At 74.6% G+C, this 4,077-nt stretch carries 4 protein-coding genes and 1 pseudogene; all 5 read left to right on the top strand.

What is annotated here, in order from left to right; translation table 11 throughout:
• A pseudogene (locus tag ACWGIU_RS30765) lies at positions 1-240 on the top strand (transferase); the annotation flags it as partial.
• Complete coding sequence (locus ACWGIU_RS30760; RefSeq protein ID WP_453711296.1) at positions 237-971, top strand: D-glycero-alpha-D-manno-heptose-1,7-bisphosphate 7-phosphatase; 735 nt, start codon at positions 237-239, stop codon at positions 969-971. The pseudogene ACWGIU_RS30765 and the gene ACWGIU_RS30760, both read left to right, overlap by 4 nt.
• Positions 968-2,047: a glycosyltransferase family 9 protein gene (locus ACWGIU_RS30755; RefSeq protein ID WP_453711294.1), complete on the top strand. Its 1,080-nt coding sequence runs from the start codon at positions 968-970 to the stop codon at positions 2,045-2,047. The genes ACWGIU_RS30760 and ACWGIU_RS30755 overlap by 4 nt, the downstream gene beginning before the upstream one ends.
• Positions 2,044-3,006 carry a glycosyltransferase gene (locus tag ACWGIU_RS30750; protein WP_453711292.1) on the top strand — a complete coding sequence of 321 codons (963 nt, stop codon included), beginning with the start codon at positions 2,044-2,046 and terminating at the stop codon, positions 3,004-3,006. The genes ACWGIU_RS30755 and ACWGIU_RS30750 overlap by 4 nt, the downstream gene beginning before the upstream one ends.
• The coding region (locus ACWGIU_RS30745; protein ID WP_453711290.1) for a glycosyltransferase at positions 3,003-4,077 on the top strand (1,075 nt) is incomplete at its 3' end. The genes ACWGIU_RS30750 and ACWGIU_RS30745, both read left to right, overlap by 4 nt.

Raw genomic sequence — 4,077 nt, 5'->3', positions numbered from 1 at the left:
GCCGGCGGGGTGGCGGGCACCGCCGAGGTCGCCGCGGCCCGGATCGCACCAGGTCCCCGCACCCGGTCCGAGGTCGTCACCATGGCGGTCACGAGCGCGGTCATCCCCGCTGTGGCCGTCTGGCACTGGCTGCGGGGGACGGTCGTACACCGCCGTGTCCACCGAGCGGATCCGGCGGCGCCGCCCGGAAGCCGCTCGGCGGCTCCGCAGAAGGCTCTCCGCGAGCAGGTGGGGTCGTGAGGAACCGGCCCGTCGGAGGCCCGCCCGTCGGAGGCACGTCCGTCGGTGGACCCCCGGCCGGGGCCGTTCCCTGGCTGTGGGACCACCCGCGTGCGGCCCGCATCCGGCGTCGGTCCGGGACGACCGGCGGGCTGCCGGAAGCGGTCCTCTTCGACCGTGACGGCACGCTCGTCGTCGATGTCCCGTACAACGGCGACCCCGCCCGGGTCTCTCCCCTGCCCACGGCGCGGGCCGCGGTGACCGCGCTGCGCGAGCGCGGGGTTCCGGTCGGTGTCGTGAGCAACCAGTCGGGAGTGGCGCGCGGGCTCCTGACGCAGAAGCAGGTGGTGGCGGTATGCCGACGCGTGGACGAACTGTTCGGTCCGTTCGACGTGTGGGCCGTATGCCCCCACGGCCCCGCGGACGGCTGTGGCTGCCGCAAACCCGCACCGGGCTTGATCCTCGCCGCGTGTGAGCGGCTGGGCGTGGCCCCCGAACGCACGGTGGTCGTCGGAGACATCGGCTCCGACGTGCGGGCCGCCTCCGCCGCGGGTGCGCGCGGGGTGCTGGTGCCGACGCCCGTGACTCGTCCCGAAGAGGTCGCGGCCGCCGGCGAGACGGCGCGCGATCTGCTCACCGCCGTCCGGCTCCTCTCCTCCTCGGCAGGCTCCGGAGCCGGCCGGGGCACGGACGTCCTGCTGTCCCGTGGACCGGTGCCGGAGCGCCCGCGCGCTGTCGGCGGTGGCGGATGAACGCCCCGCGCAGTCTCGTCGTACGCCTTGACAGCGCCGGAGACGTGCTGCTGGCCGGTCCCGCCGTGCGCGCGGTGGCGGCCGGCTCGTCCCACACCACGCTGCTCTGCGGGCCGCAGGGCATCGCCGCGGCGCGGCTGTTGCCCGGCGTGGACCAGGTGCTGGTGTACGAGGCCCCCTGGGTGGGGCTGGAGCCGGGCCGCACCTCGCGCGAGGAGTGCGGTCTGCTGGTCGACGCCCTGGCAGCCGGCCGCTTCGACCGTGGCGTGATCCTGGTGTCCCACCACCAGTCCCCGTTGCCGGCGGCCCTGCTGCTCGCGCTCGCGGGGGTGGAGCGGGTAGCGGCCGATTGCGAGGAGTACCCCGGGTCCCTGCTCGCGCTGCGTCATCACCGGCTGCCGGACCGGCACGAGGCGGACGCGGCGCTCGACCTGGTGCGCGACTTCGGTTTCGCGCTGCCCGACGGCGACGACGGCGCCCTGCGTGTGCGCGTCCCGCCCGACACGACGCGGTTGACGGGTCCCGAACCCTATGTGGTGCTGCATCCGGGAGCCGCGGTGGCGGCCCGCGCCTGGAGCCCGGCCAGAGCGACGCGGGCCGCCGCCGCGCTGCACGAGGCGGGGCACCGGGTGGTGGTCACCGGCAGCCCTGCGGAGAAGGAGCTGACCGCAGAGGTGGCCGGCCGCCACGGACTCGACCTGGGCGGCGTCACGGGCGACCTGCACGAGCTGGCCGGTGTCCTGGCCGCCGCACGGGTCGTGGTGGCGGGCAACACGGGGCCGACCCATCTGGCCGCCGCCGTGGGCACGCCCGTGGTGTGCCTGTTCGCACCCGTGGTGCCGGCCGGCCGGTGGCGACCGTACCGGGTGCCGCACGTGCTGCTCGGCGATCAGCGGGCCTCGTGCGCGGGCAGCAGGGCGAGGGTCTGCCCCGTGGCGGGGCACCCCTGTCTGGACTCGGTGGACGACGACGAGGTGCTGGCGGCAGTCACCGGACTCCTCACGGGCGGCCCGCCGGGCGACCGCGGACCGCGACCGCCCGAGCCGAGCGAGACCGATGGAGGAGTGACCGCATGAACATCCTGCTGTGGCACGTGCACGGTTCCTGGACGACCGCGTTCGTCCAGGGACCGCACACCTACCTCGTACCGGTCACCCCGGACCGGGGGCCCGACGGGCTGGGCCGCGCCCGCACCTTCAGCTGGCCCGATTCGGTGCGGGAGGTCACGCCGGCCGAACTGGCCGATGCTCCGGTGGACCTCGTGGTGCTGCAGCGGCCCCACGAGATGGAGCTGGCCGAGCGCTGGCTGGGCCGCCGCCCCGGACGCGACGTTCCCGCCGTGTACCTGGAGCACAACGCACCGGACGGCGACGTACCGAACACCCGCCACCCCTGCGCCGACCGCCAGGACCTGACACTCGTCCACGTCACCCATTTCAACCGGCAGTTCTGGGACAACGGCGCCACCCGCACCGAGGTCATCGAACACGGCATCGTCGACCCCGGGCACCTCTACACGGGTCTGCTCCCCCGCGCGGCGGTGGTGACGAACGACCCGATCAGGCGGTGGCGACACACCGGAACGGACCTCCTGCCGGAGCTGGCCCGGGCGGCGCCGCTGGACGTCTTCGGGATGCGCACCCACGGCATCGCCGAGCACCTGGGACTGTCCGTGCAACGGTGCCGTGCCTACGAGCTCCCCCAGCGCGAGCTGCACACGGCGATGGCGGAGCGCCGCCTGTACCTGCATCCCGTGCGCTGGACCTCGCTGGGACTGTCGCTGCTGGAAGCCATGCACCTGGGCATGCCCGTCGTGGCGCTGGCCGCCACCGAGGCCGTGGAGGCCGTCGTACCCGGCACCGGGGTCCTGTCCACCCGGCCGGACGTCCTGGCCCGAGCGGTCGTCCACTACATCGACGAACCCCAGGCGGCCGCCGAGGACGGCGCGCGCGCCCGGCAGGCCGCGCTCGAACGGTACGGCCTCAAACGCTTCCTGGCCGACTGGGAGCGCCTGATGACGGAGGTACGGTCATGACACCCCCTACCGCCCGTTCGATACGGCCCCCCAACCGGCTCCGCTCCCTGTCCTTGGCCCTGGTCTCCGAGCACGCCAGCCCCCTCGCGACCCTCGGGGGAGTGGACGCCGGCGGCCAGAACGTGCACGTCGCCTGCCTGGCCGGAGCATTGGCCGACCGAGGCCACCGCGTCACGGTGTACACGCGGCGGGACTCCCGGGACCTGCCGACAAGCAGCCGCTTGCGGCCGGGCGTGACGGTCCATCACGTACCGGCCGGTCCGGCCGAACCACTGCCCAAGGACGAACTGCTGCCGCACATGCGGGAGTTCGCGTACTACTTGATGCACCTCTGGCAGGAGACCGGTCCGCCCGACCTGGTTCACTCGCACTTCTGGATGTCCGGGCTCGCCTCGCTGGCGGCGGCGAGGGAGCTCGGCCTGCCGATGCTGCACACCTACCACGCGCTGGGAACCGTCAAGCGGCGCCATCAGGGAGCCGCCGACACCAGCCCGCCCTCACGCATCGGATGCGAGCGGGAGGTCGGACTGGGCTGCGACCGGGTCGTGGCGACCTGCAGCGACGAGGTCACCGAGCTCGCCCGCATGGGCCTGCCCGAGGACAAGGCCGATGTCGTTCCGTGCGGCGTGGACACCGAGCGGTTCCGGCCGGACGGACCGGTCGCCGCGCGCGGAACCGCCCACCGCCACCGGCTCCTCCAACTGGGCCGGCTCGTCCCCCGCAAGGGGGCGGCCCTGTCCATCGCCGCTCTCGCCCACCTCCCGGAGGCGGAGCTCCTGATCGCGGGCGGCCCCCCACCCGGCGGTCTCGACCGCGACCCCGAAGTGCGGCGGTTGCGCGCCCTCGCCCGGGGGGCGGGAGTCCTCGACCGCGTGCGTTTCGTCGGCGCGGTGCCCTGCGACGCCGTGCCGGCCCTGCTGCGCAGCGCCGACGTCGTGCTGTGCCCGGCGGACTACGAGCCGTTCGGCATCGTGCCGCTGGAGGCCATGGCCTGCGGCCGGCCCGTGGTGGCAAGCGCCGTCGGCGGCCAGCAGGACACCGTCGCCGACCGGGAGACCGGACGACTCGTAC

This window comes from Streptomyces sp. NPDC054840 (assembly GCF_053611065.1).
This window is presented reverse-complemented; position numbering and strand designations above follow the sequence as displayed.

Excerpts from the sequence above, each read along its gene's own strand:
- ACWGIU_RS30755 (WP_453711294.1), top strand. The coding sequence starts at position 968 with ATGAACGCCCCGCGCAGTCTCGTCGTACGCCTTGACAGCGCCGGAGAC.
- ACWGIU_RS30750 (WP_453711292.1), top strand. The coding sequence starts at position 2,044 with ATGAACATCCTGCTGTGGCACGTGCACGGTTCCTGGACGACCGCGTTC.